This window comes from Mycobacterium sp. KBS0706 (genome assembly GCF_005938675.2).
Lineage (GTDB): Bacteria > Pseudomonadota > Alphaproteobacteria > DSM-16000 > Inquilinaceae > Inquilinus.
In genome coordinates, this window is sequence record NZ_VCCH02000001.1 from 164,149 (window position 1) to 190,742 (window position 26,594).

The 26,594-nt window shown below is 69.5% G+C and carries 26 protein-coding genes; 13 read left to right on the forward strand and 13 right to left on the reverse strand.

The features are described 5' to 3' along the window. Positions 1-37: 37 nt before the first annotated feature. Positions 38-1,147: a PA0069 family radical SAM protein gene (locus FFK22_RS00745; RefSeq protein ID WP_138887624.1), complete on the reverse strand. Its 1,110-nt coding sequence runs from the start codon at positions 1,145-1,147 to the stop codon at positions 38-40. Positions 1,148-1,311: 164 nt separating this feature from the next. Here FFK22_RS00745 and rpsT point away from each other — a divergent pair, with 164 nt between their 5' ends. The 5 genes from rpsT to gyrB all read left to right on the forward strand — a co-directional run bounded on the left by rpsT (position 1,312) and on the right by gyrB (position 8,536). Beyond that, entirely contained in the window at positions 1,312-1,572 is a 261-nt protein-coding gene (gene rpsT / locus FFK22_RS00750) for a 30S ribosomal protein S20 (RefSeq protein WP_138887623.1), read from the forward strand. A gap of 514 nt (positions 1,573-2,086) precedes the next feature. Beyond that, positions 2,087-3,478 (forward strand): chromosomal replication initiator protein DnaA, encoded by a 1,392-nt coding sequence (gene dnaA / locus FFK22_RS00755; protein WP_138887622.1) that lies wholly within the window; start codon positions 2,087-2,089, stop codon positions 3,476-3,478. A 183-nt stretch (positions 3,479-3,661) separates the two neighbouring features. After that, the gene (gene dnaN / locus FFK22_RS00760) at positions 3,662-4,795 is read left to right on the forward strand and encodes a DNA polymerase III subunit beta (RefSeq protein ID WP_138887621.1); all 1,134 of its coding nucleotides are present in this window, start codon (positions 3,662-3,664) and stop codon (positions 4,793-4,795) included. 63 nt (positions 4,796-4,858) lie between these two features. Next, positions 4,859-6,061 (forward strand): DNA replication/repair protein RecF, encoded by a 1,203-nt coding sequence (recF, locus tag FFK22_RS00765; RefSeq protein ID WP_221938284.1) that lies wholly within the window; start codon positions 4,859-4,861, stop codon positions 6,059-6,061. A gap of 15 nt (positions 6,062-6,076) precedes the next feature. Beyond that, complete coding sequence (gene gyrB, locus FFK22_RS00770; RefSeq protein WP_138887620.1) at positions 6,077-8,536, forward strand: DNA topoisomerase (ATP-hydrolyzing) subunit B; 2,460 nt, start codon at positions 6,077-6,079, stop codon at positions 8,534-8,536. A gap of 240 nt (positions 8,537-8,776) precedes the next feature. Here gyrB and FFK22_RS00775 read toward each other — a convergent pair whose 3' ends face one another. The 3 genes from FFK22_RS00775 to FFK22_RS00785 form a co-directional block, all read right to left on the reverse strand. Beyond that, positions 8,777-9,388, reverse strand: a complete 612-nt coding sequence (locus FFK22_RS00775) for a hypothetical protein (RefSeq protein ID WP_138887619.1) — start codon at positions 9,386-9,388, stop codon at positions 8,777-8,779. Positions 9,389-9,622: 234 nt separating this feature from the next. After that, positions 9,623-9,943, reverse strand: coding sequence for a hypothetical protein (locus FFK22_RS00780; RefSeq protein ID WP_221938285.1), 321 nt, complete (start codon positions 9,941-9,943; stop codon positions 9,623-9,625). Beyond that, positions 9,940-10,926: a sensor histidine kinase gene (locus tag FFK22_RS00785; RefSeq protein ID WP_138887618.1), complete on the reverse strand. Its 987-nt coding sequence runs from the start codon at positions 10,924-10,926 to the stop codon at positions 9,940-9,942. Before FFK22_RS00785 ends, FFK22_RS00780 begins: the two co-directional genes overlap by 4 nt. Positions 10,927-11,231: 305 nt before the next feature. Between FFK22_RS00785 and FFK22_RS00790 the strand changes: the two genes are divergently transcribed. Continuing rightward, entirely contained in the window at positions 11,232-12,779 is a 1,548-nt protein-coding gene (locus FFK22_RS00790; RefSeq protein ID WP_221938286.1) for a PBSX family phage terminase large subunit, read from the forward strand. A gap of 314 nt (positions 12,780-13,093) precedes the next feature. Here FFK22_RS00790 and FFK22_RS00795 read toward each other — a convergent pair whose 3' ends face one another. From FFK22_RS00795 to FFK22_RS00810, 4 genes are all read right to left on the reverse strand, one after another. Then, complete coding sequence (locus FFK22_RS00795) at positions 13,094-13,639, reverse strand: carboxymuconolactone decarboxylase family protein (protein ID WP_138887617.1); 546 nt, start codon at positions 13,637-13,639, stop codon at positions 13,094-13,096. 35 nt (positions 13,640-13,674) lie between these two features. After that, positions 13,675-14,310, reverse strand: a complete 636-nt coding sequence (locus FFK22_RS00800) for a nitroreductase family protein (protein WP_138887616.1) — start codon at positions 14,308-14,310, stop codon at positions 13,675-13,677. A 111-nt stretch (positions 14,311-14,421) separates the two neighbouring features. Continuing rightward, positions 14,422-15,336 carry an NADP-dependent oxidoreductase gene (locus FFK22_RS00805; RefSeq protein ID WP_138887615.1) on the reverse strand — a complete coding sequence of 305 codons (915 nt, stop codon included), beginning with the start codon at positions 15,334-15,336 and terminating at the stop codon, positions 14,422-14,424. A 131-nt stretch (positions 15,337-15,467) separates the two neighbouring features. Next, the gene (locus tag FFK22_RS00810; RefSeq protein WP_138887614.1) at positions 15,468-16,379 is read right to left on the reverse strand and encodes a helix-turn-helix transcriptional regulator; all 912 of its coding nucleotides are present in this window, start codon (positions 16,377-16,379) and stop codon (positions 15,468-15,470) included. Between the two features lie 187 nt (positions 16,380-16,566). Between FFK22_RS00810 and FFK22_RS00815 the strand changes: the two genes are divergently transcribed. Then, the gene (locus tag FFK22_RS00815) at positions 16,567-17,553 is read left to right on the forward strand and encodes a methyltransferase (protein ID WP_138887613.1); all 987 of its coding nucleotides are present in this window, start codon (positions 16,567-16,569) and stop codon (positions 17,551-17,553) included. Positions 17,554-17,653: 100 nt separating this feature from the next. Here FFK22_RS00815 and FFK22_RS00820 read toward each other — a convergent pair whose 3' ends face one another. Next, a complete protein-coding gene (locus FFK22_RS00820; RefSeq protein ID WP_138887612.1) occupies positions 17,654-18,394 on the reverse strand; it encodes a phosphotransferase enzyme family protein in 741 nt (246 codons plus the stop codon). 186 nt (positions 18,395-18,580) lie between these two features. Between FFK22_RS00820 and msrA the strand changes: the two genes are divergently transcribed. The 5 genes from msrA (at position 18,581) to FFK22_RS00845 (ending at position 23,850) form a co-directional block, all read left to right on the forward strand. Then, positions 18,581-19,291, forward strand: coding sequence for a peptide-methionine (S)-S-oxide reductase MsrA (gene msrA, locus FFK22_RS00825; protein ID WP_138887611.1), 711 nt, complete (start codon positions 18,581-18,583; stop codon positions 19,289-19,291). 117 nt (positions 19,292-19,408) lie between these two features. Further along, entirely contained in the window at positions 19,409-20,779 is a 1,371-nt protein-coding gene (locus FFK22_RS00830; RefSeq protein WP_221938287.1) for a cytochrome c, read from the forward strand. A 9-nt stretch (positions 20,780-20,788) separates the two neighbouring features. Continuing rightward, entirely contained in the window at positions 20,789-21,295 is a 507-nt protein-coding gene (locus tag FFK22_RS00835; protein WP_138887610.1) for a (2Fe-2S)-binding protein, read from the forward strand. Continuing rightward, a complete protein-coding gene (locus FFK22_RS00840; protein ID WP_221938288.1) occupies positions 21,292-23,523 on the forward strand; it encodes a molybdopterin cofactor-binding domain-containing protein in 2,232 nt (743 codons plus the stop codon). The genes FFK22_RS00835 and FFK22_RS00840 overlap by 4 nt, the downstream gene beginning before the upstream one ends. A gap of 102 nt (positions 23,524-23,625) precedes the next feature. Then, on the forward strand, positions 23,626-23,850 hold the full coding sequence (locus FFK22_RS00845; RefSeq protein ID WP_221938289.1) for a hypothetical protein: 225 nt from the start codon (positions 23,626-23,628) through the stop codon (positions 23,848-23,850). A 435-nt stretch (positions 23,851-24,285) separates the two neighbouring features. On the opposite strand, the gene FFK22_RS00850 is transcribed toward FFK22_RS00845, so the two are convergent. The 3 genes from FFK22_RS00850 to msrB all read right to left on the reverse strand — a co-directional run bounded on the left by FFK22_RS00850 (position 24,286) and on the right by msrB (position 25,380). Next, positions 24,286-24,468 (reverse strand): hypothetical protein, encoded by a 183-nt coding sequence (locus tag FFK22_RS00850; protein WP_138887609.1) that lies wholly within the window; start codon positions 24,466-24,468, stop codon positions 24,286-24,288. A gap of 19 nt (positions 24,469-24,487) precedes the next feature. After that, entirely contained in the window at positions 24,488-24,865 is a 378-nt protein-coding gene (locus tag FFK22_RS00855) for a PRC-barrel domain-containing protein (protein WP_138887608.1), read from the reverse strand. Between the two features lie 116 nt (positions 24,866-24,981). Continuing rightward, complete coding sequence (gene msrB, locus FFK22_RS00860) at positions 24,982-25,380, reverse strand: peptide-methionine (R)-S-oxide reductase MsrB (protein ID WP_138887607.1); 399 nt, start codon at positions 25,378-25,380, stop codon at positions 24,982-24,984. A gap of 87 nt (positions 25,381-25,467) precedes the next feature. Here msrB and FFK22_RS00865 point away from each other — a divergent pair, with 87 nt between their 5' ends. After that, positions 25,468-26,202 carry an SDR family oxidoreductase gene (locus FFK22_RS00865; RefSeq protein WP_138887606.1) on the forward strand — a complete coding sequence of 245 codons (735 nt, stop codon included), beginning with the start codon at positions 25,468-25,470 and terminating at the stop codon, positions 26,200-26,202. Between the two features lie 4 nt (positions 26,203-26,206). On the opposite strand, the gene FFK22_RS00870 is transcribed toward FFK22_RS00865, so the two are convergent. Beyond that, entirely contained in the window at positions 26,207-26,575 is a 369-nt protein-coding gene (locus FFK22_RS00870) for a VOC family protein (protein ID WP_138887605.1), read from the reverse strand. Positions 26,576-26,594: the final 19 nt, after the last annotated feature.

Sequence of the window (26,594 nt, forward strand, 5' to 3'; positions counted from 1 at the left end):
CGTGCGGGATGTCAAACCGGTGGCCAACATGTCCCCCTCAGAACAAGCTCATCTGATCCCCCGGCCGCGGCGGCGGGGAGAACTGGGTGATGTCCAGCGTCCAGCGCTTGCGGTCGAGGCCGAGACGGCGGACGGCGTGGTTGAAACGGGCGCGGATCAGGTCGGCCACCGGCCCCTCGCCGCGATGCCGCTCGCCGAAGCCCGACTTGTAGAGCCGGCCGCCGCGGGTCTGGCGGATCAGCGACATCACCCGCCCGGCGCGATCCGGTGCATGCGCCTTGAGCCATTCCTCGAACAGGCCGGCGATCTCCAGCGGCAGCCGCAGCAGGGTCCAGCCGGCCGCGGTGGCGCCGGCCTTCACCGAAGCCTCCAGCACCTGCTCCAGCGAATGGTCGTTGAGGCCCGGGATCATCGGCGAGGTCAGCACGATCACCGGGATGCCGGCCTGGGTCAGCTGGCGCATCGTCTCCAGCCGCCGCGGCGGAGTCGCCGCCCGCGGCTCGAGCGTCCGCGCCAGCTCGCGGTCGAGCGTCGACAGCGAGATGCAGACCGCCGCCAGCCCCTTGGCCGCCATCGGCGCCAGCAGGTCGATGTCGCGGGTGATCAGCGCCGATTTGGTGACGATGCCGAGCGGATGGTTGAAGCGCGACAGCACCTCGATCACCCGGCGGGTCAACTTCAGCTCGCGCTCGATCGGCTGGTACGGGTCGGTGTTGGTGCCCATCGCCATCACCGCCGGGACATAGCCGGGGCGCCGCAGCTCGGCCTCCAGCAGCTCCGGCGCGTCCGGCTTGTAGAATAGCTGGGTCTCGAAATCGAGGCCGGGCGACAGGCCGAGCCAGGCATGGGTCGGCCGGGCGAAGCAGTAGATGCAGCCGTGCTCGCACCCCCGATAGGGGTTGATCGAGCGGTCGAACATGATGTCCGGCGAGTCGTTGCGGGTGATGATGGTGCGGGCGGTGTCGACATGCAGCTGCGTGCGCAGCGGCGGTTCCCCCTCCTCACCCTCCGGCGCCAGCCCCGCCCAGCCGTCGTCGACCCGGTGTCGGGTCGCGGTCTCGAAGCGGCCGGTGCGGTTGCTGACCGCGCCGCGTCCCTTGCGCGGCTGGTCGGCCAGTTCTTCGATGTCGGGCGGTTTGAGCGTCATGAGAACAAATATAGAACACAAAGGCCGATTTGCCAACCCCCACCGCGCAGTCCACATCTCGGCCGCAGCCAGCGTCGAGACTCGTCTTGACGCCCGGGCGCGGAGGGACTATCAAGCGCCCTCGTTTTTCTTGGGGCCGTCGTTGGCCCGAACTGGGACCGACAATGGCCAACCACAAGTCCGCCGAGAAGCGCATCCGTCAGACCGAGCGCCGTACGCTGGTCAACCGCAACCGCGTCAGCCGCATCCGCACCTTCGTCAAGAAGGTCGAGGCGGCGATCCTGTCCGGCGACAAGACCGCCGCGGCCGAGGCGTTCAAGGCGGCGCAGCCGGAGATGCATCGCGGCGTCACCAAGGGCGTGCTGCAGAAGAACACGGTCGCGCGCAAGCTGTCGCGCCTGTCCGGCCGCATCAAGGCTCTCTGAGCCCGGATCACCGATAAGCCGTTCCGCGGCGGCGGCCGCGGAACGGCTTTTCTCATGTCCAGGGGAACGGTGGGATGCGGCACAACCAGCCGCTGTCCGGGACCGTTTTTTGCGTTTTGGGATGGTCCGGATTTGTTCCGTTGCCAGCCCTTGCCCACCCTGCATATGATCGTCGTTCGCCTGCTATCGGCAGGTTGAAGATCGCCTCAGGACACAACTTGCCCGGCTACCAGCCTTCACCACGAAGACCGGCAGAAGTCCGCGAGCGTCCCTTAGCAATATTCGTACAGTTTCTATTAACCAACTTCGCAACTTCATAAGTAGCTGCGAGGAATTGTTCCTGCTCGTCGGTCGTGATACTGTGATTATTACAGTTTGAAGTTCTGGGGCATGGCAGCCGCGCATCGGACATCGGGTGCCGCTGATGGTGGGAACAGGTACAGTCCGGGTCGTGGATAGGCAGCGCGTCGCGGCCGCCGCAGTCGAAGAGGGGTCGGAAGGCAGCATGTCGTCGATGGGGGGAGTCATCGCATCGATCGAGCAGCAATGGGCCCGGGTCTGCGGCCGCATGCGCGAGGAGGTGGGCGAGGGCGCCTTCAAGAGCTGGCTGCGCCCGGTGGTCGTGGTCGATCTCGACGGCGGCGAGGTCCGCATCGCCGCCCCCACCCGCTTCATGCGCGACTGGGTCGCCGCTCATTACGCCGACCGCATCCGCAACCTGTGGCATTCCGAGAACCCGGACATCCACAGCGTCGACGTGATCGTGGTGCCCGACCGGCTGGCCGCCCGACCGGCCGCCGCCAAGCCGGCCGCAACGGCGCCGGCCTCGCGCGCCGAGTCGCCGGCGCCGACACATGAGCGCCCGCCCGAATCGGCGGCCGAGTTCGGCGCGGTGCTCGACCAGCGCTTCACCTTCGACAATTTCGTCGTCGGCAAGCCGAATGAACTGGCCCATGCCGCCGCCCGCCGGGTGGCGGAGGCCAACAGCGTCACCTTCAACCCGCTGTTCCTGTATGGCGGGGTGGGCCTGGGCAAGACCCATCTGATGCATGCCATCGCCTGGCACATCCGGGTGAAGCATCCCGAGCGGCGCGTGCTCTACATGTCCGCCGAGAAGTTCATGTACCAGTTCATCCGTGCCCTGCGGTTCAAGGACACGATGACGTTCAAGGAGATGTTCCGCTCGGTCGACGTGCTGATGATCGACGACGTGCAGTTCATCTCGGGCAAGGACTCCACCCAGGAGGAGTTCTTCCACACCTTCAACGCCTTGGTGGACCAGAACCGCCAGGTGGTGATCTCGGCCGACAAGTCGCCCTCCGACCTCGAGGGGATGGAGGAGCGGCTGCGCTCCCGCCTCGGCTGGGGCCTGGTCGCCGACATCCACCCCACCACCTACGAGCTGCGCCTGGGCATCCTGCACGCCAAGGCGGAGACGGCTCGGGTCGAGATCCCGGCCAAGGTGATGGAGTTCCTGGCCCACAAGATCACCTCCAACGTGCGCGAGCTGGAGGGGGCGCTGAACCGCATCACCGCCCATGCCGAGCTGGTGCACCGGCCGATCACCCTGGAATCGACCCAGGAGCTGCTGCACGACCTGCTGCGTGCCTCCGACCGCCGGGTCACCATCGACGAGATCCAGAAGCGGGTCGCCGAGCACTACAACATCAAGGTCGCCGACATGCATTCGGCCCGCCGCGCCCGCACCGTGGCCCGGCCGCGCCAGGTGGCGATGTACCTGTCGAAGCAGCTCACCCCCCGCTCGCTGCCGGAGATCGGCCGCAAGTTCGGCGGGCGGGATCACACCACGGTGATGCATGCCGTGCGCCGGATCGAGGAGCTGTGCAGCGAGGACCGCTCCTTCGCCGAGGATGTCGAGCTGCTGCGCCGCATGCTGCAGGTCTGACCCGGCCTGAACCCTGGTCCGGACCGACGGCCGGAAAATCTGGCCGGCGCCGTGTCCGGCCCTGCGCCTGCCTCTCGCCACCGCCGCAAGCTTTCGGCTATAGTGCGCCCCCGCCGTGTCGGCCGGGCCCCTGCCCGCCCCGATGAACTGTCCGGCGGCCGGCATCGTCGAAGTGGAATCGGGATGAAGCTGATCATCGAGCGCGCTGCCCTTCTCAAGGGCCTGAGCCATGTGCAGAGCGTCGTCGAACGGCGCAACACCATCCCGATCCTGTCCAATATCCTGCTGCGCGCCGAAGGCGGCGCGCTGCGCCTGACCGCCACCGACATGGATCTCGAGATCGTCGAATCCGTGCCGGCGGAGATCCAGGCGCCGGGCGGCACCACCGCCCCGGCCCACACCCTGTACGACATCGTCCGCAAGCTGCCGGACGGCAGCCAGGTCGAGATCGAGACCAACCCCGACGGCGGGTCGCTGACGCTGCGCGCCGGCCGCTCGAACTTCCGGCTCGGCTGCCTGCCGGTCGAGGATTTCCCGAGCATGGCGGGCGGCGACCTGAGCCACCGCTTCACCATCGCCGCGGGCGACCTGCGGGTGATGATCGACCGGACCAAATTCGCGATCTCGACCGAGGAGACGCGCTACTACCTGAACGGCATCTACCTGCACGCGGCCAAGGCGGAGACCGTGCCGGTGCTGCGCGCCGTTGCCACCGACGGCCACCGCCTGGCCCGGGTCGAGATGCCGCTGCCGGACGGCGCCGACGCCATCCCCGGCGTGATCGTGCCGCGCAAGACGGTGATGGAGCTGCGCAAGCTCCTGGACGAGAGCGGCGAGACGGTCGAGGTGCAGCTGTCCGAGACCAAGACCCGCTTCACCCTGCCGGGCGCCGCGGGCGACGGCGTGGTGCTGACCTCGAAGCTGATCGACGGCACCTTCCCGGAATATGAACGGGTGATCCCGAGCGGTAACGACAAGATCCTCGAGGTCGACGCCAAGGAGTTCGCCAAGGCGGTCGACCGCGTCTCCACCATCTCGACCGAGAAGAGCCGGGCGGTGAAGCTGACGATCGAGAACGGGTCGCTGACGCTGTCGGCCAATTCGGCCGAGCAGGGCAGCGCCACCGAGGAGATCGAGGTCAGCTACGAGGCGTCGAAGATCGAGATCGGCTTCAACAGCCGCTATCTCCTCGACATCACCCAGCAGATCGAGGGCGACGGCGCCCGCTTCGCCATGGCCGATGCCGGATCGCCGACCATCGTCCGCGACACCGCCGATTCCAGCGCGCTGTACGTGCTGATGCCGATGCGGGTGTGACGGCTTGAACCGAGGAATGCGGGCATTTGGGGCGAAGCATCCGCTTCGGATGCCTTGAGCCACATGTCCCAGGACCCCATGCCGGAGCAGGCGGCGGCTGCCTCATCCGGGCGTACCTCGGGAGCGGGGGCCGCCCGAATCGCGGTGACGCGCCTGACGCTGACCGAGTTCCGCTGCTACGGCCAGCTGCGGATCGAGCTGGATCCGCGCCCGGTGGTGCTGACCGGGCCGAACGGCGCCGGCAAGACCAACCTGCTGGAGGCCGTGTCCTTCCTGTCGCCGGGCCGCGGCCTGCGCCGGGCGCCGCTGCCGGAGGTGACGCGCCGCCAGGCGACGGGAACCGCCGGCTGGGCGGTGGCGGCCCGGCTGCTGACGCCGACCGGCGAGATCGCGCTGGGCACCCGGCTGGAGCCCGGCGAGGGCCGCCGCGCCGTACAGATCGACGGCCGGCCGGCGCAGAGCCAGACGGCGCTCGGCGCCCGGGCGCCGATGGTGTGGCTCACGCCGCAGATGGACCGGCTGTTCGGCGACGCCGCCAGCCAGCGCCGCCGCTTCCTCGACCGGCTGGTGTTCGGCTTTCACCCGGACCATGCCGGGCAGCTCGGCGCCTATGAGCGGGCGATGCGCGAGCGCAACCGGCTGCTGAAGGATTCCCCCCGCCCCGACCCGGCCTGGCTGGCGGCGCTGGAGGACACGATGGCGACCGCCGGCACCGCCGTCGCCGCCGCTCGGCGCGAGCTGGTGGCGCGGCTGCGAGGGGCCGAGTCGCTGATGATCGAAGGGCCGTTCCCCCGTGCCGAGCTGGCCATCGACGGCCGGATCGAGGCGTGGCTCGGGGATCGGCCGGCGGTCGATGCGGAAGAGGCTTTTCGTAACCTTTTGTGCGATAATCGCCGCATCGACGCCGCGGCCGGGGCCGCGACGGAAGGTCCGCACCGCAGCGACCTGTCCGTCCACCACCGGACCAAGGCGATGCCGGCGGCGCAGTGCTCGACCGGCGAGCAGAAGGCGCTCCTGATCGGCATCATTCTTGCCAATGCCCGCCTGCTCGCCGGAGAACGCGGCGCCCCGCCCCTGCTGCTCCTCGACGAGGTTGCAGCGCATCTCGACGAGGCCCGTCGGGCGGCGCTGTACGAGGAGATCCTGGCGCTCGGCGCCCAGGCCTGGATGACCGGCACCGATCCGGCGCTGTTCGCGCCGCTCGGGGACCGGGCCCATCACCTCGGCGTCGACGACGCCCGGGTGACGGCCCGGCTGGCCGATTGAAACGGATGAAGAAGTATGTCGGACTCTGCGATCCCGAACGACGAAGCGGCCTATGATGCCGGCTCCATCACCGTGCTGCGCGGCCTCGAGGCGGTGCGCAAGCGGCCGGGCATGTATATCGGCGACACCGATGACGGGTCGGGCCTGCACCACATGGTGTACGAGGTCGTCGACAACGCCATCGACGAGGCGCTGGCCGGCTATTGCGACACCGTCACGGTGACGCTGAACGCCGAAGGCTCGGTGTCGGTGACCGACAACGGCCGCGGCATCCCGGTCGCGATCCATGAGGAGGAGGGCATCAGCGCCGCCGAGGTGGTGATGACCCAGCTGCATGCCGGCGGCAAGTTCAACCAGAACTCCTACAAGGTGTCGGGCGGCCTGCACGGCGTCGGCGTCTCGGTGGTCAACGCGCTGTCGGAGACGCTGGACCTGCGGATCTTCCGCGACGGCCACGAATGGTACATGCGCTTCCGCGACGGCGAGAGCGAGGCGCCGCTGGCGGCGGTCGGGGCGCAGGGCGAGAACCGCGGCACCCACGTCACCTTCCTGCCGTCGAAGCACACCTTCACCAAGACCGAGTTCGATTTCGGCACGCTGGAGCACCGGCTGCGCGAGCTGGCCTTCCTCAACTCCGGCGTCAAGCTGACCCTGACCGATGCCCGCGGGCCGGAGCCCCGGGTCGTCGAGATGCATTACGAGGGCGGGCTGAAGGCCTTCGTCAACTATCTCGACAAGGCCAAGCAGCCGCTGCATGGCGAGCCGATCACGGTGACGTCGGAGCGCGACGGCATCACGGTCGAAGTGGCGATGCAGTGGAACGACAGCTACCACGAGACCATGCTGTGCTTCACCAACAACATCCCGCAGCGTGACGGCGGCTCGCATCTGGCCGGCTTCCGCGGTGCGCTGACCCGGCAGGTGAACAGCTACGCCACCGACAGCGGCATCCTGAAGAAGGAGAAGGTGGCACTGACCGGCGACGACGCCCGCGAAGGGCTGACCTGCGTCCTGTCGGTGAAGGTGCCCGATCCGAAATTCTCCAGCCAGACCAAGGACAAGCTGGTCTCCTCCGAGGTCCGGCCGGTGGTCGAGGCGGTGGTCGGCGAGATGCTGGCGACCTGGTTCGAGGAGCACCCGAACGACGCCAAGCGGGTGATCCAGAAGGCGGTCGAGGCGGCCACGGCCCGCGAGGCGGCGCGCAAGGCGCGCGAGCTGACCCGGCGCAAGGGCGCGCTCGACTTCGCCTCCCTGCCCGGCAAGCTGGCCGACTGCCAGAACCGCGACCCGGCGGAATCCGAGCTGTTCCTGGTCGAGGGCGACAGCGCCGGCGGCTCGGCCAAGCAGGGCCGCGACCGCAAGTTCCAGGCCATCCTGCCGCTGCGCGGCAAGATCCTGAACGTCGAGCGGGCGCGGATCGACAAGATGCTGAGCTCGGCCGAGATCGGCACGCTGATCACGGCGCTGGGCACCAGCATCCGCGACGAGTTCAACGCCGACAAGGCGCGCTACCACCGCATCATCATCATGACCGACGCCGATGTGGACGGCAGCCATATCCGCACCTTGCTGCTGACCTTCTTCTACCGGCAGATGCCGGAGCTGATCGAGCGCGGCTACCTCTACATCGCCCAGCCGCCGCTGTACCGCGCCGCCAGGGGCAAGGAAGCGATCTATCTGAAGAACGACGACGCGCTCGAAGCCTATCTGATCGACAGCGGCATGCGTGACCTGGTCTTCACCCCGTTCGACGGCGCCCAGGTCGCCGGCAACGACCTGCGCAACCGGATCGAGCAGGCCCTGGAGGCCAAGCACCAGCTGACGCCGCTGATCCGCAAGGTCGGCAGCCGCATGGTGGTCGAGCAGGTGGCGATCGCCGGCGCGCTGGCGTCGCGCATCGTCAACGACCCGGCGGTGGCGGCGGAGACGGCAACCTACATTTCCCATCGGCTGGACGCGCTGGAGCCGGAGTTCGAGCGCGGCTGGCAGGGGTCGCAGCTGCCGCCGCAGGGCAACCAGCCGGGCGGGCTGGTGTTCCGACGCACCCTGCGCGGGGTGACCGAGGGCCGGATCATCGATTCCGACATCATCCGCTCGGTCGAGGCGCACAAGCTCGACCGCATGGCCGGAGAGCTGCAGGCGCTGTACAAGCGGCCGGGCGTGCTGACCTGGATGAACCCGAAGGGCGCCGCCCAGGAATGGCCGATCACCGGCCCGATCGACCTGATCGACCGGGTGCTGGAGCAGGGCCGCAAGGGCCTGGCGGTGCAGCGCTACAAAGGCCTGGGCGAGATGAACCCGGACCAGCTGTGGGAGACCACGCTGGACCCGAACGCCCGGGTGCTGCTGCGGGTCGAGGTCAAGCACGCCGACGACGCCGAGGAGGTGTTCTCGACCCTGATGGGCGACGTGGTCGAGCCGCGCCGCGACTTCATCCAGGAGAACGCGCTCAAGGTGACGAACCTGGACGTGTGACCCGGCGGCCTTCGGGATAGGGACTCCGCCTCCGTCGTCATGACGGTCAGAATTTTGGGCGGTCGGTAGAACCGCCCCGCAGGAAGCGCCGCCCGAACCCTGACGCCTCGGCCCTGACGACGAGGCTCTGCGCATTCGCGCGCGGACGCGCGCAGCCCCCTCCCGCAGGGGGAGGGGGAGTGTGGAAGGCTGCGCTCATGGATGCGGAACGGTGGTGACGACGGCGAGTGCGCGAGCGGCTTACCCCGTGTCCGGCGGCTTGGGCTTGCGGCGGCCGCGGGCAGCGGCGGGACGGGGCTCGGGCGAGTCCTCGCCGTCCTCGTCCGGCAGGAAGTCGAGATCCTCCATCGCCGCGTCGGCCATCTCCAGCCAGCGCTCCGCCTGCACCGGGTAGCCCCAGCGCCGGCACAGCGCCGCCACCACGACCTCCGCCCGGCTGGCCTCGATCAGCTCCGCCACCTCCGGCCGCTCAAACTGCTCCGCCATCTCGGCGTTGCGGCGATCGGCTTCGTCGCCGTCCTTGGACACCGCATAGGCCGCCGACGTCATCGCCAGCTTCACCCGCAGTGCGTGCCAGTCCTCCTGCGCCGCCTCCCGCTGCGCCGCTGCCTTGCGCTTCTCCTTGGCCTGCTGGGACAGCTTGGCCTTGAGCAGCAGGGTCAGCCGCACCGAGCGCGAGATGGTGGCGATCCGCTGGCAATAATCCACGCCGGGCTGCGGCGCCTGCAGGGCCTCACGCTGCGTCGCCCGGGCGATCGACATCTGGATCTCGACCAGCTCCGCCAGCACGCACAGATCCCCCTCCTCCGCGGGGGAGGATGCCTGGCCCTGATCGGTCTGCGCGTTGTTCATAGAACATATCATGAACGGGATCGCGAGTTTATACAACTGCACAATGTGTTTACTGAAGCGACCATTGCAGGCTGGTTCCGCGACCGCGGCCGACTCTCGCGGCGGGTTGCCGCAAGCCGGGGGCTTCTGGACCGTATCGACGAGCGTCTGGTGCAAGCACTCAGATAAGCGACCAGCGGAGCATCCGTTCAGTTTCGAGCTCAGCCCCCCTGTGCCGGCCCGTGCCTCGCCCGATCAAGATCGCAGGACACCCCCAAGGGCTGCCAATAGCCGACATTCGTCGACCGGCTTGCCGACGTTGGTTGCTCCGGCCAAGATCTCGCCGCCGACGGCTTCAGGCTGCCGATAGGCGCTCGACACGACGAAGGGCACGTCGAGGATGGCCACGGATGGCAGCTCCGCCTGCAGCAGCCGCAATGCCTCCGCGACGGTGGCAGCGGGTCCGAGAATGAGCCAGCCATGCCGGCGGAGAATCATTTCGAGGTCCATGGCGATGAGGAACTCGTCCTCGACAATAAGTATCGTTTTCGCCACGGGAACGGCCCAAAGGATCACGGTATCGGGAGCAGGATCTCCACTGTCAAACCGGACGGCTGGTAGTCGAGTTCCACCCGCCCGCCAAGTTCGCGCGATGCGGCGAATTCGATGAGACGCGTGCCGAAGCCGGTCGTGGCCGGTGGCGTCACCGGAGGTCCGTCATGCTCCTGCCAATGAACGCGGAGGCGCGGCGCGCTGTCCCGCTCGATGCGCCAGCCGATCTGCACGCGGCCCTCGGGCGCCGACAGCGCGCCGTATTTCAGGGCGTTGGTTGCGAGCTCATGCAGGATCAGGCTGATGGGCACGATCTGCGAACGCGCGAGCCCCACCGCCGGTCCGGGTTCGATGACCACCTTCCCCTTGCCGGCAAAGGGTTGGATCGTCTGCTCGACCAGGCTGCGCAGCCCGGTCTCTCCCTCACCTCCGAACGCGAGGTCCTGGGCCGCCGCCAGGGATCTGAACCTGCCGAGGAAATCGTCGCGGTACTGCTCTGCGGAACGGCCTTCGGTCATGGTCTGCTGCGCCAGCGCCTGGATCATCGCGAGCAGATTCTTGATCCGATGCCTCAGCTCGCCGACGAGCAGCTCCGATTCGGCTTCGCGCTGCCGGCTCTTCGACGCATCGACGATCGACACCAGCATGCTCCGGCTCGACCGGTCGGGCTGGAACAGCCGGTGCGCGGAGACCAGCATCGTTCGCCGGCCGATGCTCGGGAAGTCGTGATCGACCTCGAATTCGACGACCGCCGTGCTCCTGGCCGCGACCTCTTCGAGCAGACGGCGCAAATCAGGAATATCCCACTGCCCGTTGCCCAACTCATAGACCGGCCGGCCGACCGTCTCTTCCTCGCTGACCTGAAACGTGTCGTAGAAGCTTCGGCTGACGGCCTCGACGCGCAGACTGTTGTCAAGAACGAGCAGGGGCTCAGGAATGGTATCGACGATACTCTGAGCCTGGATATGCGCATTGCGCATCAGACGGTAGAGATCGACCAGATTCATATGCGCCGGTCCCTCTCGCATCCGGCAATTCAGAGCAGCGATCGCCCCACCGCATCGGAGTAGCGAGCGGGACACGAACGTTGCTCCTCGTTCGAGCAGCAATATGGATGGCGCTTCACCGCCAGGCAACATGGCAGAGGCGTCCGCTTCCGGGTCGCCAGGCCCGGATGCGGGCAACCGCCCCGACTCTATGTTCCCTTTTTGTTCTTGACACGACGGCCCGTCACGCCGCATGATTCAGGCACAGTCAGACAGTTGTGCCCGCCCGGCCCAGCCGCGGCGGGCTTATTTATGCGAGGCCGGGAATGCGGAAGAAGGTGACGAGGAGCGAGCCGGGTTGGACCGGCTTCGCCGGACGGCTGCGCCGCGATGCCAGGGCGGCGAACTGCGCCCGCCGGCGTCTCGGCGACGCCGGGATGCGGGGCCGGGAGATGCCGCCGTGGGTCCTGATCCACTGCTTCGCGGCGGTGGCCGGGCGGCGTCATCGGGGAGGGTCGAAGCTAGTGCACCGGCTGACCGATACGGCCGAAGCCCGGCTGGCCCCGGACGCCGCCGCCGGCCTCGCCTGTCGCGCCGGTCGCGCCGTGGCCGACCTGCTGCGGCTGGACCAAGCGTATCACGACTTCCGCTGCCGCCCGGAGGACGGCGAGGCCGCGATCATCCTGCCGCCGTCCGCTCTCGCGCCCGTGTTCGACCCGCTGCTGAAGCCGTCGCGCTACAAGGGCGCCTATGGCGGCCGCGGCTCCGGCAAGTCGCACGCCTTCGCCGAGCTGCTGGTGCGGCGCTGCGTCGAGGCGGCGCCGGTGCGGGCGGTGTGCATCCGCGAGGTGCAGCGCTCGCTCGACCAGTCGGTCAAGCGGCTGATCGAGGACAAGATCCAGGCGCTGGGCCTGGGCCGCCATTTCCGGGTGCAGGCCGACCGCATCCTCGGGCCCGGCGGCGGCCGCATCATCTTCCAGGGCATGCAGAACCACACGGCGGAGAGCATCAAGTCGCTCGAGGGCTACGACATCGCCTGGGTCGAGGAGGCACAAGCCTTGTCGATCCGCAGCCTGGACCTGCTGCGCCCGACCATCCGCAAGCCGGGGTCGGAGCTGTGGTTCACCTGGAACCCGACCCAGGCGAGCGACCCGGTCGACGCGCTGTTCCGCGCCGGCCCGCCGCCGCCCGATGCCGCGCTGGTGCGGGTGAACTGGTCCGACAACCCGCATTTCCCGGCGGTGCTGCAGGCCGAGATGGAGTGGGACCGCGCGCGCGACCCGGACAAGCACCAGCATGTCTGGCTGGGCGGCTATCAGACCTTCAGCGAGGCGCGGGTGTTCAGGAACTGGAAGGTGGAGGGATTCGAGACGCCGGCCGATGCGCGCTTCCTGTTCGGCGCCGACTGGGGCTTCGCCCGCGACCCGACCGTGCTGGTGCGCTGCTTCGTCGTGGGCCGGACCTTGTTCGTCGACCACGAGGCGTACCGGGTGGGCTGCGAGATCGACCGGACGCCGGACCTGTTCGACGCCATCCCGGGATCGCGGCGGGGACCGATCATCGCCGACAGCTCCCGGCCGGAGACGATCAGCTACATGCAGCGCAACGGCTTCGGCAGCATCACCGGGTCGACCAAGGGGGCGGGATCGGTGAAGGAGGGGGTCGAGTTCCTGAAGGCGCACGACATCCGGGTGCATCCGCGCTGCCGCCACCTGAGCGACGAGCTGGCGCTGTACAGCTATCGCACCCATCCGAAGACCGGCGTGATCCTGGCCGAGCTGGAGGACCGCGAGAACCACGCGGTCGACGCCCTGCGCTATGCCGTCGAGGGGCTGCGGCGGGGCGGGTATGACAGCTCGATGAAGTGGGTGTGACGGGCATCACCGCCGGGCGCAGCGACGACGGGATCGTGCGGGTGGGAGACCTGGGCTTGCCAGCTACCCTGTCTCACCCAAGGGGTCCACTCCACTGAAAGTGCAGCGTCACCGAAATTCTATTTTATTGCCATCCTCGGGCTTGACCCGAGGATCCAGGGGATTTCAAAGCAGTTCTCGGTGCCCCCTGGATTGCCGGGTTGATCCTCGGGTCAAGCCCGAGGACGGCAATGACAATAAAAATTTAGCGCCGCGCTTAGTTCTGAAACCCGAAAAGCTCAACCGGACCGCCGCGGGTGCATACGGGGCAGATCTCAGATCGAGCCGGCCGGCGGGACGGTCGGGAAGTCCTGCTCGGGATCGAACACGTTATTGAAGAAGTTCGTCAGGGAGTACATGGCCACCAGCGCGACGATCTCCATGATGTTCGCATCCGTGTGGCCGGCAGCGCGGACGGTTTGCAGGTCGGCGTCGCTCACCTTGCCGCGAGTGGCGATGACCTTGCGCGCAAACTGGACGGCAGCGTCCCGCTTCGGGTCGCTGGCATGGCCATTCCGAGCCAGGATGATGTCGGCGGCCGGCAGCTTGGCCATGTGCTCGGCCGTAAAGCTGTGGACCGTCAGGCAGTAGTCGCAGCCATTCACCTCTGAAACCGCGAGGCCGATGCTGTCACGCGTCTTCACGTCGAGCGCCTTGCTCAGGGAGCCGAGCAGAGCGGCCCATGCGTTGAACGCGATCGGGCTCTGCGCGAAGGTCGCCATCATGGTCGGGGTGAACCCGATGCTTTGGGTGAACGTATCGAGAGTCGGCTTCGAAGCGGCCGGCACCTGTTCCGGCTTTAGAGCCGCGGCTCTTGCCATCTATAGTCTCCGCGAGTTGCTGATGATACGGGAAGTCATACGAGATCCAGCACTTCGGCCACCGGACGGCGCGGCTTCTGCGGCCAGTTGCCCGGACGCTCCGCCCCGACGGACAGCAGCATGACCGGCACTTCGTCCTCGGCCAGCCCGAACTCGCGGTGCACGGCTTCGGCATCGAAGCCGATCATCGGCGTCGAACCCAGGCCCAGCGAGCGAGCCGCATAGATCATCGCCGTCGCGCCGATGGCGCCGGAGCGCACGGCCTCGTCACGCTGGCGCTGCGGGTATTCGAGATACAGGCCACGTGCGGGGATTTCCCAATCCGGCACCATCGTCGCCGGCATGATGCCCGCTTCCACCAGCGGTGCCAGGCGCGCCGGTATCACGCTGGAATCGGCCAGCTGGCCGCAGATGATGAAGGTTACCGCCGCTTCGGTGATGGGGGGCTGATTCCAGGCGATCGGCTTCAACCGAGCCTTGGCTTCGGGCGTGCGCACGGCGATGAAGCGCCAGTTCTGCAGATGGAAGGATGTCGGCGCGGTGGTGCCGATCCGCACCAGCTCGCGGATCTGGTCGTCGCTCAGGGCGGCGGAGGGGTCGTAGTACTTGGTGGCGCTGCGGCTCAAAATGCAGTCGATGACGGCGTTGGTCATGGTGTTTCCGTTGGTCATGGTGATGGCTTCGGAACGCTGCCCAGGTCGTCCCGGGCGCGTCCAACAGGGCGCAGCCGGCCGTTCCGGGCAGCGCCCGGCCGGCCTCATGCAGCGATAGGCGCGTGTCGTTCAGGGACGGATGCGAATGATCGTCTTGCCCGGGCGTCGCCCGGTCGGGTTGAAGGCGGCGACGGCATCGTCGAGGGTCGCGACGGTGCCGATATGCGGCCGCAGGCGTCCGTCCCGCACCCGCCGGACGATTTCGCCCAGTTGGGCACGATCGGACTCGACGAAGTCGATCGCCAAGCCGTCGGCGGGCCGCGCCTCGGCCGGCCCGACGACGGACACCAGTGTTCCCCCCGCCCGGATCAGGCCGGCGGACCGCTTTCCGATGTCGCCGCCGATGACGTCGAACACCAGATCGATGGCGCCGACGTCTTCGAGGACGTCGTTGTCGAGGTCGACAAACTCCTGCGCGCCGAAACCGAGCGCCGCCTGGCGGTCGGCCGCGCGTCCGGTGCCGATGACGTGGGCGCCGGCCTCTTTTGCGAGCTGGGTCACCATCGACCCGACGGCGCCGGCCGCGCCGTGCACGAGGACGCTCTGCCCCGCCTGAAGGCGGCCGTGCTGGAACAGCCCCTGCCATGCGGTCAGGCCCGAGATCGGCAGGCTGGCGCCCACCGTGAAGTCGACGTCGCCCGGCAGCGCAGCGAGGTTGCGTGCCTCGATCGCCGTATACTCCGCCAGCGTGCCGTCGCGATACCAGTCGGCGAGGCCGAACACCCGCTGTCCCACCGACAGACCCGTCGTGCCGTAGCCGAGAGCGGTGACCACCCCGGCCAGCTCGTGCCCGGGGATCGACGGTGTCCGGTCACGGTCGAGGCGATCGGTCCAGGTCGAGGGCCACGCCAGCTCCGTCGGGACGAATCCCGACGCATGAACCTCAACGACGACGTCGTTGATCGCAGCCTGCGGCTCGGGCCGCTCGGCCAGCGTCATCCCGGCGGTTCCCGCCGCCTGGTCCGTCACAATGATCGCCTTCATCGTCCACCTGCCTGCGGTCGCTCGTCATCGTCCGAAGCCACGCTGCCACCGGTGCCGGCGCGATGGAACCCGCGCCGGGCGTCCCTGGACGAGCGGACACGCATTCCGGACTGTATGCGAGCGCGCCCGGCTCAGGCGCCCTTGTCGGCCTCGTCGGTCTTCGCGCTCTGCCGGTACTCGCTGGGATCGACATCGTAGGCCTTGCGGAAGGCCCGCACGAAGCTCGAGCGGCTCTGGTAGCCGGCGTCGTAGGCCACGACCTCGACCGGGGCCGACGTCGTCCTGAGATCGAGCGCCGCCTGCCGCATCCTGAGATCCCGGACGACGGCCATCGGCGAACGGCCGAAGATCTCCGAGAACCGCGCCATGAAGGCCGACCGGCTCAGACCCGCGCTCTGCGCCAGGCTCCGGACCGTATGGGCGGCCCCCGGACGCGCCGCCATGTCGGCGAAGGCGCGCGTGATCTGCCGGTCCGCCAGAATCGAGAACCGATCGGTCCAGCTGCGGGAGGACTTCATCGACCGCCGCACCAGGGCGACGATGACCTGCTTCAGCAGGGACGCCGTCATGGCGCCCATGCCGATTTCCTGCGCGCAAAGCTCCTCGATCGCTTCGCGAAGCTTCAGGTCGATCTTGTCCGTCGGCTCGAATTTCTCGACCACGGGCTCCCGCAATTCGCGGAACAAGCCGACGGATGGTCCGAAGGATGCGTTGAAGAAGCCGCAGATCTGGATGACCTCGGGTGGCTCGGCCGGCATGCCGATGCGCAACACGCCGTCATGCTGCTTCCAGCAATCGCGGGAGATGAGCCGCTTCGGGCCGCCGGCCCCGTCGACTTCGATCGCGAACGGGGTATTCGGAGGCTTGATGATGAGCAGATGGGGCTCGAGCGGCATCGAAGGCCCGCTGCCGATCGAGATCCGTCCCCTGCCGCTGACCGTGTAATGGATCGCCGGCGCGTCGATCGTCCCCATCTCGGCGCGATAACCTGATGGAATCAGCATCTCGGTGAGCGCGACGACATCGATCTCGAGCGCCTGCATCAGGGTGTCGAGGTCGGCGGTGGAGAGCTTCGGGGCGGAGACGGCGGTCCTCGGATCCGTCCGCTCTCCCTGCCCGCTTCCGGCCCGCGATCTGCTCGTGTTGCGCATGGCAACTTGCTTATAGGATCAGCCCGTGGATCCGCCAGCCCTCAGAAGGGCCGGGCGACCCGGCGCAAGGGGATGTGACATGGCGGAGCCTGACCGGATCGACACCCTGATCGCAGCGGTGCCCCCCGCCCTGGCGCTCCGCGCCGGGCTGGAACTCGGCATCTTCACCCGGCTCGGCGGCGGCCCGATGACGGCCGGCAGCCTCGGGGCCGCGCTCGACGTCGAGCCCGACCGCCTGTCGCGGCTGCTCTACGCGCTCGCCAGCATCGGCCTCCTCGACGTCGAGGATGGTCGATTCCGCAACGGAGCGGAGGCATCGGCCTTCCTCGACGCGTCCAAGCCGACCTATCGCGGCGGCGATCATGCGTTGCTGCGCGAGATCTGGGGCGCCGACCTGCTGACCGCGGAGTCGCTGCGACAGAACCGGCCGGCGGCGCTGCACGACTTTTCCGAAGCCGGGCCTGAGGCCGCGGCGGCCTTCAGCCGCATGCTGGCGCCGGGCGGGCTGATGTTCGGCCGAAATCTGGCGCAGGAAATGGATCTCTCGAAGGTCGGGTCGGCGATCGACATCGGCGGGGGCGCCGGGACCATTCTGGTCGGGCTGCGCGAGCGGTGGCCGCGGATCGCGGCGACGCTGATGGAACTGCCGACGGTCGCGGCGGTCGCGCCGGACATCCTGGCGGAATACGGCGCCGGCGACGTGGTCGTCGAAGCGGGGGACATCACCGTCGCGCCATCGAGCGGCCGGCACGACCTGGCGATCCTGAAGGCCGTCGTCCAGGTCCTGCCGCCGGACCAGGCGCGCTGTTCGATCCTGAACGCGGCGCGCTGCCTCACGCCCGGAGGCGAGATCGCCATTGCCGGGTCGGGTGTCGTCGATGACGACCGCCTCGGCCCGCCGGAGGGCGTGTTTCTCAACCTCACCTTCCTGAACCTCTATCGCCACGGCGAATCCTACACCGAGGGCCAGTATCGCGCGTGGATGACCGAGGCCGGATTCCGGGATATCTCCCGGTCGCGCCTGGCGGATGGCTGCACCTTGTTCCGGGCGCGCCTCCCGGGCTGATCGCGGCGGGAGATCAGACGCGGCGCGGCAGGCGCCGGACGCCGGGACGGTCGGAGTGACAAGTGTGGCGGGATCCGACGCGGCCTCTCGCTGCCGCCGCTCAGACTGCGCGGACTTCGGCAAGCCGCCGGATCGCGTAATCGTCGTCCCAGCAGACGGCGGCTTGCCATGCGGCCGATGCCTGCGCGGCGATGTCATGCGCGGCGCCGTCGAGGCCGGCGGCGTTGTGGGGCAGCACCAGGTCGAGGTCGGGGACGTCGACATGCGACTCGTCCCAGTCGATCAGCGCGACCCGATCCGCGGTGATGCGGATGTTGCCGGGGTTGGGGTCGCCGTGGACGACGCAGGTCCGGCGCCCGACGAGCCGCGCCCACGCCGCCCGGCATCGGGCGACGCCCTCCGGCGGCATCGCGGCAAGGTCGATCTTCGTTCCGGCCGCGGCGTGCAGAAGGTCGGTCGACCCCCGCCAGCCCGGGCGCTGCGGCCAGCCTTGCGTCAACCGATGCAGCCGGCGGAGCGTGTCGGCCACGCGACGCCAGTCGGCCGCCGTCTCGGGCGGCCCGCCCTCGACATAGGTCATCACCACCAGACCGTCCGCGAACAGCCGGCCGTCCGTCGTCGGGATCGGCATCGGCACGGCCAGGCCTGCACGGCCGAGGTGCTGGAGGAGCCCGGTCTCCCAGGCGAGATCGGCGTCGCTCCTGGCGCCGAGACGACCGACCGCGAGGCGCCCATGGACGCGCACGCTCCACACCTCGTTGGCGACGCCGCCGGCGAGCGGTTCGATGCGGGCCGCATCGTCACCCCACTGCCCGAGTGCGTCCCATCTCGCTGGCGACATCTTCGACCGACCTGATTGCAGACTTCGGCGACAGTACAGGAATTTCTCAGCTCCGCGACGGCGTCGGTGCCGTCCTGCTCTGCCGCCATCATAATGGCTTCGCTCCGGGGGCGGCCGTAACCCCGCGGCCGGATTCGGCGAACCGGGTGTCGAGGCCCCGACGGGCCCGAATGGGAGATCCGGATCGTGACCAAGCGCTTCCCTTCCCTGCCGGCCCTGGCCGGCGCCCTGTCGCTGCTGGCGGTCGCCGCCGGGCTGGCGGTGACCCAATCCGCCGCCGAGGAGGCGCGGCTGGTGCCGCCGCCCGCGGTCGACGAGAGCGCCGGCGCGGCGACCGAGACCGCGGTGCTGGCCGGCGGCTGCTTCTGGGGCGTGCAGGGCGTGTTCCAGCACGTCAAGGGCGTCACCAGCGCCGTCTCCGGCTATGCCGGCGGCGACGCGCAGACGGCGCAGTACGAGACGGTCAGCGGCGGCGGCACCGGCCATGCGGAATCGGTGAAGATCACCTACGACCCGCGCCAGATCAGCTATGGCCGCATCCTGCAGATCTACTTCTCGGTGGCGCATGACCCGACCCAGTTGAACCGCCAGGGGCCGGACAGCGGCACCCAGTACCGCTCGGCGATCTTCCCGGCGGATGCGGAGCAGGCGCGGCTGGCGAAGGCCTATGTCGAGCAGCTGGACCGGGCCGGGGTGTTCGATGCGGAGATCGTCACCAGGATCGAGCCGGGCCACGCCTTCTACCCGGCCGAGGGCTACCACCAGGACTACCTGACGCTGCACCCGACCAGCCCCTATATCGTGATCAACGACCTGCCGAAGGTCGAGGCGCTGCAGCGCCTGTTCCCGGAATTGTATCGGGCCGACCCGGTGCTGGTCTCGGCGCAGACGAACTGAGAGGCGACAAATCGCCCCTGGCCAGGACGGAAATCTCGTCCGAGCATTGCCATAATCAGGAATGCACCGGCTGAAGGCCCGTGAGAGGACCGGCCGGCGGGCAAGGGACGGATCTCCATGGGGCTGCTGCGCGCCGGCGGCATCGCGCTGGGAGTCGGGCTGCTGCTGGTCGTGGCCGGCGCGGCGGGGCTGTCCGCCTATGCCTGGCGGCCGGCGATCAACCCGGTCGACCCGCCGGCGGCGGCCAGCTTCGACCCGGCGCTGGTCGAGACGGGCGCCGAGCTGGCCGCGATCGGCAATTGCGCCACCTGCCACACCGCGCCGGGCGGCAAGCCCTTCGCCGGCGGCCTGGCGCTGCCGACGCCCTTCGGCACGATCTACAGCACCAACATCACCCCCGACCCGGAGACCGGCATCGGCCGCTGGCCGGAGGCGGCGTTCCAGCGGGCGATGCGCGAGGGCGTCGACCGTGCCGGCCGGCACCTGTACCCGGCCTTTCCCTATGACCACTTCACCCTGGTGTCCGACGCGGACAACCAGGCGCTGTACGCCTTCCTGATGACACGCCAGCCGGTGCAGGCCCGGGCGCCGGCCAACGACCTGCCCTGGCCCCTGAACCAGCGCTTCGTGCTGGCCGGCTGGAAGCTGCTGTTCCTGCAGCCCGGCCCGCTCAAGCCCGACCCGGCGCATGACGCCGAGTGGAACCGCGGCGCCTATCTGGCCGAGGGGCTGGCCCATTGCGGCGCCTGCCACACGCCGCGCAACCTGTTCGGCGCCGAGGAGAAAGACCGCCGCTTCGCCGGCGGCGACGCCGAGGGCTGGCACGCCGTGCCGATCGGCAGCTTGTCGCCGGCGCCGGTGCCGTGGACCGCGGAGTCGCTGTTCCAGTACCTCCGCGACGGCTGGCACGGGCAGCACGGCACGGCGCAGGGGCCGATGGGCCCGGTGGCCGACAGCCTGGCGGCAGTGCCGGAAGACGATGTGCGGGCGATCGCCACCTATGTCGCCTCGGTGATGGGGCTGCCGGATGCGGAGGCCCGCAGGCGCGGCGACGCCCTGGCGGCGGCCACCGCCGACCCGGCCGGTCCCGGCACCCGGCCGCAATCGGCCGGCAGCCAGACCATCGCCGCCGCCGTTCCGGCCCAGGATCCCGGCGCCGCGATCTATGCCGGCACCTGCGCCGCCTGCCATGAGAGCGGCCGGCCCTCGCCCTTCGGCGGCCTCGACCTGCGGCTCAGCTCCGCCATCGCCGGCGACAGCCCGGCCAATCTGATCCGCATCATCCGCCATGGAGTCCCGGCGGCGAGCGGCGCCCGCGGCCCGATCATGCCGGCCTTCGCCGCCGCCCTGTCGGACCGGCAGCTCGAGACGCTGCTGGCCTATCTGCGCGGCCGCTTCAGCGACCGGCCGGGCTGGACCGGGCTGAGCGACGCCGTCCGCGCCGCCAGGGACGGCGAGGTCGCCGCCGCCGCGGCCGCCAACCGCTAGGGAGAGGTCATGATCGAGCTCAAGGTCAACGGCCGCCGGCAGAGCATCGCCGCCGATCCCGACACGCCGCTGCTGTACGTGCTGCGCGGCGAGCTGGAGCTCAACGCCGCCAAATACGGCTGCGGCCTGGGCCAGTGCGGCTCCTGCGCCGTGCTGGTCGACGGCGAGGTGGTGTTCTCCTGCGTCGTCCCGGTGCTGCTGGCGGAGAACAAGGAGGTGACGACGCTGGAGGGGCTGGGCACCGAGGACGAGCCCGGGCCGCTGCAGCGCGCCTTCATCGCCGAGCAGGCGGCGCAGTGCGGCTACTGCATCCCCGGAATGATGATCCGGGCCCACGCGCTGCTGCGGAAGACCCTGACCCCTTCGGATGCCGAGATCCGCCGGGCGCTGCAGCCGCATCTCTGCCGCTGCGGCACCCATATGCGCATCCTGCGGGCGATCCGCCGCGCCGCGCAGGAGATGCGGAGTGCGTCGGCCGAACCGCAGGGCCCGGCACCGCGGGAGTCGGTGCTGTGAGCGCCGGCCTGTCCCGCCGGAGCATGCTGCAGGGCGCCGGCGGCCTGGTGGTCAGCTTCGCCCTCGCCCCCGCCGCCCGGGCGCAGCAGGCGGCGCCGCAGCCTGCCCTGCCCGGCAGCCTGGAGGACGCGCCCTTCCTCGATTCCTGGATCCGGATCGACCCCAAGGGCGCGGTCACCGTCTTCACCGGCAAGGCCGAGCTGGGCCAGGGCATCGCCACCGCCCTGCAGCAGATCGCGGCGGAGGAGCTGGGCCTGTCCTTCGAGACGCCGACCATCGTCACCGCCGACACCGGCCGCACCCCGAACGAAGGCTACACCGCCGGCAGCCATTCGATGCAGGACAGCGGCACCGCCATCCGCAACGCCGCGGCCCAGATGCGCGAGATCCTGCTGGCCGAGGCGGCGCGGCAGATGGGCATCCCGGCCGACCAGCTGCAGCTGGAGGCCGGCAATGTGGTGGCGCCGGACGGCAACCGCCGCTCCTACGGCGCCCTGGCCGCCGGCCTGTCGCTGCATGTCCAGGCGCAGCCGGAGTCGAGGCTGACCGACCCCGCCGCCTTCCGGGTGATGGGCAAGCCGCTGCCGCGGATCGACATCCCGGCCAAGGTGACCGGCGGCGAGGCCTATGTGCAGGATCTGCGCCTGCCCGGGATGCTGCATGGCCGGATCGTGCGGCCGCCGAGCTATGGCGCCCGGCTGGCGGCGCTGGACCTGGGCGCGGCCGAGGCCTTGCCCGGCGTGGTCAAGGTGGTGCGCGACGGCAATTTCCTGGCGGTGGTGGCCGAGCAGGAGTTCCAGGCGGTCAAGGCGATGCGGCTGCTGGCCGCCGCGGCGCAATGGCAGGAGGATTCGACGCTGCCGGACCAGGCGCGGCTGCCGGAGGCGCTGCTGGCGCTGCCGGCCAAGGACTTCCCGATCCTCGAGCGCTACGGCGCCACGCCATCCACCCCCGGCCGGACGCTGGAGGCCAGTTATTCCCGGCCCTATCTGCTGCACGGATCGATCGGCCCGTCCTGCGCCGTGGCGCAGCAGGAGGCCGACGGGCTGCTGACGGTGTGGACCCACACCCAGGGCGTCTATCCCGACCGCAAGGCGATCGCCGAGATGCTGGGCCGGCCGATCGAGCAGGTGCGCTGCATCCATGTTCCGGGCTCCGGCTGCTACGGCCATAACGGCGCCGACGACGCCGCGGCCGATGCCGCGCTGCTGGCCGCCGCCCTGCCCGGCCGCGCGGTGCGGGTGCAGTGGATGCGCGAGCAGGAGCACGCCTGGGAGCCCTTCGGCCCGGCGATGGTGGCCCAGGCCCGCGCGACGCTGGACCAGGCCGGCCGCATCGCCGACTGGGATTACGGGGTGTGGAGCAACACCCATTCGATGCGCCCCGGCCCGGCCGGCAGCCTGCTGGCCGCGCGGCACCTGGCCAAGCCCTTCCCGGTGCCGGCGCCCCGGCCGCTGCCGCAGCCGGAGGGCGGCGGCGACCGCAACGCCATCCCGCTCTACACCCTGCCCAGCGCCCGGGTGGTGCACCACTTCCTGCCGGACATGCCGCTGCGCATCTCCGCCCTGCGCTCGCTCGGGGCGCAGATGAACGTGTTCGCGATCGAGAGCTTCATGGACGAGCTGGCGCTGGCCGCCGGCGCCGACCCGGTCGAGTTCCGGCTGAAGCATCTGGACGACCCGCGCGCCCGCGACGTGATCGCCGCTGCGGCCGAGGCCTTCGGCTGGGCCCAGGGGGCCCAGGGAAAGCCGGCCGCCCCCGGGCACGGCCGCGGCTTCGCCTTCGCCCGCTACAAGAACCTGGCCGCCTATTGCGCCGTGGCGGTGGAGGTCGCGGTCGAGCGCGAGACCGGCCAAGTTCGCGTGCCGCGCATCGTCGCCGCGGTCGATACCGGCCAGGTGGTCAACCCCGACGGGGTGCGCAACCAGATCGAGGGCGCAGTGCTGCAGTCGATGAGCTGGACCCTGTATGAGAGCGTCGGCTTCGACCAGGCGCGGATCACCTCGGTCGACTGGTCGACCTATCCGATCCTGCGCTTCGACGCGGTGCCGGACAGCGTCGAGGTCCGCATCGTCGACCGGCCGGGCGCGCCGTTCCTGGGCTGCGGCGAAACCGGCCAGGGCCCCGCCAGCGCAGCCCTGGCCAACGGCATCGCCGATGCCGCCGGCCAAAGGCTGCGCGACCTGCCGCTGACCGCCGCCCGGATCAAGGCCGCCATCGGGGTGTGAGGATTTCATGCCACACCCGCTCCGTTTGCCGGCGCAAGCTGGGAACGGTCGCCCAGTCCACATCGTTTCCAAGACTGGTGGGACACAGGTACGGAGTTCGTAATGCTGAAGCCAGCCATGATCATCCTCGCCGCGGCACTGTCACTCGCAGCCTGCGGCCGCGACCCCGGCACGCGGGCGCTGTCGGGCGGCGCGCTCGGCGCAGGACTTGGCGCCGGCACGGCCGCGATCACCGGCGGCAATGTCGGGACCGGCGCGATCATCGGCGGTGTCGGCGGCGCGGCCGTCGGCGGCCTGACGAGCTGCCGCACCGTCGGTCGCTGCTGATCCGGGATCGTTACCGTTCGGGCCTGCGGAGACGGCTTCTCCGCAGGCCCGAACCTGATTCTGTGAACGGCGGCGCTCGATCGTGGGATGAGGTCAGGACGAGTTGCTCCCCCCGCTCAAGGCCGGGGTCGCAATGATGGTTTAGGGAGTGCTGAAACTGACTCGCTTGCGAGACCTTTCGGACACCGACTTATTTCTTCACCGTCATTCCCGCGAAAGCGGGAATCCCTATCCGGTGAAAGCTTGAAGAGATCCCCGCTTTCGCGGGGATGACGGATTGGGGGTTTCGAAACGGTCTCGCTTGCGGGGGAAGCGCTCGAAGACGTTCGATTGAGGTCCCGTCCGAGCGTACGGGCTCGACCTCAATTCGAGGAGCCGCCCGTCAGGGCGTGGTGGCTCCTCCCGTGAGGGTGTCTCCGGATCAACGGCGCCGCGCTACCACCGGACCTTCGCCGTCAATCCGGCAAGCCGGTCGGCCGGCACCGCCGCGTCGAAGGCCGCCATGCGGAGAGCCTCGGACTCATACGCCTCATCCGGCGCGTCGCCGGCCAGGATGACGGTGTAGCTCGTCACCAGGGTACCGTTCTCGTCGAACACGTCGACGACGTGCTCCGGCACGGCGACCTCCTGGCGGCCGTCAGCGCGGCAACGGACCGGTCCAGTATGGGCTGATGCCGTAATAGTCGTGAATGTCCTGCTCATATTCGCGGTTCCAGCGCGGCGGGGTGTCGGCGGCGTAGACCGGCGCCCCTTCCAGCTGCTCGCGCGACAGGTTCACGACATAGCCGCCCTGGCTGGTGTCGTAGTCCAGCGTCGACCAGGGCAGCGGGTGATATTTCTCGCCGATGCCGAGGAAGCCGCCGAACGACATCACGGCATAGGCGACGTGCCCGGACCGCTTGTCGAGCATCACGTCGTGGATCTCGCCGAGATGGTCGCCCGCGGTGTTGTAGACCTCGGTCCCGGCCACCTTGTCGCCGGAAATCAGCGCGGTCGTCTCTTCACGATGTTCCATGGCCCGTCTCCTCGCGTTTCGATACACGTATAACGGGAGGAGACGGCCTGTCGGTTCCTATCAGGATTGTGCGATTTTCGGGGGCGCGGGATCATCTTCGCAAGCCCGCCCGAGGCTCACTCCGGCTGGAAGTCCAGCGCCACGCCGTTGATGCAATAGCGCAGCCCGGTGGGCGGCGGGCCGTCCTCGAAGACATGGCCGAGATGGCTGCCGCAGGTGGCGCAATGCACCTCGACGCGGGTCATGCCGAAGCTGCGGTCGACCGTGGTCTCGACCGAGTCCGGCACCGGGTCGTTGAAGCTGGGCCAGCCGGTGCCGCTCTCGAACTTCAGATTCGATGCGAACAGCCTGCTGCCGCAGCCGGCGCAGCAGAAAGCGCCCGGCCGGTGCTCGTGCAGCAGGGCACAGCTTCCCGGCCGCTCGGTGCCGTGGTGCCGCATCACCTGGTATTGCTCGGGCGTCAGGATCTGGCGCCACTCGGCATCGCTGCGGGTCACGGGATAGGGTTCGGGCATGCTCGATCTCCTGAGCCGGTCCGGGGAGGCGCCGGCGTTCCGACCCTGATATAGGGTGGCATCGCGAGTCGACACAGGGAGGATGGCATGGGCGGGCAGGATTTCGCCGGGCGGCGGGTGCTGGTGACCGGCGCCGGCAAGGGCATCGGCCGGGCCACGGCGGTGGCTCTGCACCGGCGCGGCGCCGAGGTGATCGCCGCCACCCGCAGCCCGGATGACCTGGCGAGCCTGGCGCAGGAGACCGGCTGCCGCACCATCGCCGTCGACCTGGGCGATGCCGAGGCGACGCGGCGGGCGGCGGCCGAGGCGCTGCCGGTCGACGCGCTGGTCAACTGCGCCGGCACCACCACGCTGGAATCCTTCCTCGACACCTCGGTCGAGAACTTCGACCAGATCATGGCGGTGAACGCCCGGGCGCCGATGATCGTGGCCCAGGTGGTGGCGCGCGATCTGATCCGCCGCGGCCAGAAGGGCGCCATCGTCAACGTGTCGAGCGTGTCCTCCGCCATCGGCCTGCCGGACCACACCGCCTATTGCGCCTCGAAGGGCGCGCTGGACGAGATCACCCGGGTGATGGCGGTGGAGCTGGGGCCGCACGGCATCCGCACCAACAGCGTCAACCCGGTGGTGACGCTGACGCCGATGGCGGTGAAGGCGTGGAGCGACCCGGCCAAGTCCGGCCCGATGCTGGGCCGCATCCCGCTCGGCCGCTTCGCCCAGCCGGAGGAGGTCGCCGAGGTGATCCTGTACCTGCTCGGCGACGGCTCGGCGATGATGAACGGCGCCATCGTGCCGGTCGATGGCGGCTTCCTGGCAACCTGACGGGTCACGGCGCCTCGCGGCACACCGCCTCGACATTGTGGCCGTCGGGGTCGAGCAGGAAGGCGCCGTAATAGTCGGGATGGTAGTGCGGCCGCAGCCTCGGCGCGCCGTTGTCGCGGCCGCCGGCGGCCAGCCCGGCCGCATGGAAGCGGTCGACCGTCGCCCGGTCCGGCGCCGCGAAGGCGACATGGGTGCCGGTGACGGCGCCATCATGCAGGCCGATCCAGAAGAAGGCCCTGCGGCCCACGCCGTAGCCGGCGAAGCTCTCGCCATCGGCGTAGAGCCGGGCGATGCCGAGCGCCGCCAGCAGCGCGTCGTAGAAGGCCCGCGACCGATCGAGATCGCCGACCCTGATGGTAACATGGTCCAGCATGCGCCCCTCCCTATCCCTG